Source organism: Neisseria sp. HMSC075C10 (assembly GCF_001815615.1).
Lineage (GTDB): Bacteria > Pseudomonadota > Gammaproteobacteria > Burkholderiales > Neisseriaceae > Neisseria > Neisseria subflava_A.
This window is the reverse complement of the sequence record NZ_KV821228.1, coordinates 1-1070: the sequence shown is the minus strand read 5'-3', so window position 1 is coordinate 1070 and position 1070 is coordinate 1. Positions and strand designations below refer to the sequence as shown.

Sequence of the window (1070 nt, the reverse complement as noted above, 5' to 3'; positions counted from 1 at the left end):
CCGGTTTGGTTTTTGACGGCGTCGGCCACTAAAAGTATGTTGTGGGAACAGGCCTATGCACTACGTATATACTTACTTACAATAACTTAGAGCTTGTTTTGCTCCTTGTCCAATTTCCGAGTAGTTTCTGTCAACGGGTATGATTATATCTTTTCCATCAATGCCTTCCCACGCATCCGATCTGATATGTTTATTGGGGGAAATTACGATTTCCTTGCTATCCATTTTAATGCTGCACATCATCATCTTTCTAAAAAAAGCTAATTTGGTTTTATACCCCAGTGTTTCTCGTATATGATCAACCCATTGGTTATAGCGTTGAACTCTTTGTACCGGATCGAAAAAATTTTTATATTCTTTACTCCCATATTCAAAAGTTCGACTATTTTTTAATGCCTGGAAAACAGCTTGACCAAGCAGATTGTTATCGACATCCGGAAACAAAATATGAGGTGGGAATAAGGTGTCTAACATTAACAACCTAAATCCGGATTCTGTTTGCACAATGAACGCTTTTTCATTTGCATACAAACTTGCAAAATATTTATTTTCGCACTTATCTTCCATTATTTAATCTCCGTTACTTTAACATTAATACCATGAGTCTTTCCATATTCTATCGCTTTGTTGATTTGCTGCCATTGTTCTTTAGTGGTTTGGGCTGGAATAGCTAAATGTATCTCTCTCCGAGTAATTGTATCAGCATTTAACTTAACACTAGAAAGAGAGTAAGTTTTAAAATTGGCAGCTTTGTCAATATAATTTTTTAAAGTACTATAAATTTGTCTTGGTTTGAGCATCCTTGATGCTGTTTGTGTATCCAATGTCTTAGCACTAATGGCTAAGCCATCACGGGAGTCATAATAATCAAAAGTTTTAAAATTCTTTGGTAGTCGAGCATCCGAGGGAAGGTTTTTACCAACATAATTCTCCCATGGCATACCTTGCTTTCCAATACCATTATTCCATTGGATACCTACTTTTGAATTAGAAACGGTTTTACTTGGTTTGGCAAATAAGATATTTAAATCCGTAACTTTCTGATGTGCAGTTGAAAATTGATTAGCCAT

General features: G+C 35.6%; 1 protein-coding gene and 1 pseudogene. Both read right to left on the bottom strand.

All coding sequences use genetic code 11. The features are described from left to right. Positions 1–72 precede the first annotated feature (72 nt). Positions 73–567: a contact-dependent growth inhibition system immunity protein gene (locus tag HMPREF3047_RS00550; protein ID WP_019271746.1), complete on the bottom strand. Its 495-nt coding sequence runs from the start codon at positions 565–567 to the stop codon at positions 73–75. Further along, positions 567–1070 (bottom strand): annotated as a pseudogene (locus HMPREF3047_RS00545) (hypothetical protein); the annotation flags it as partial. The pseudogene HMPREF3047_RS00545 and the gene HMPREF3047_RS00550, both read right to left, overlap by 1 nt.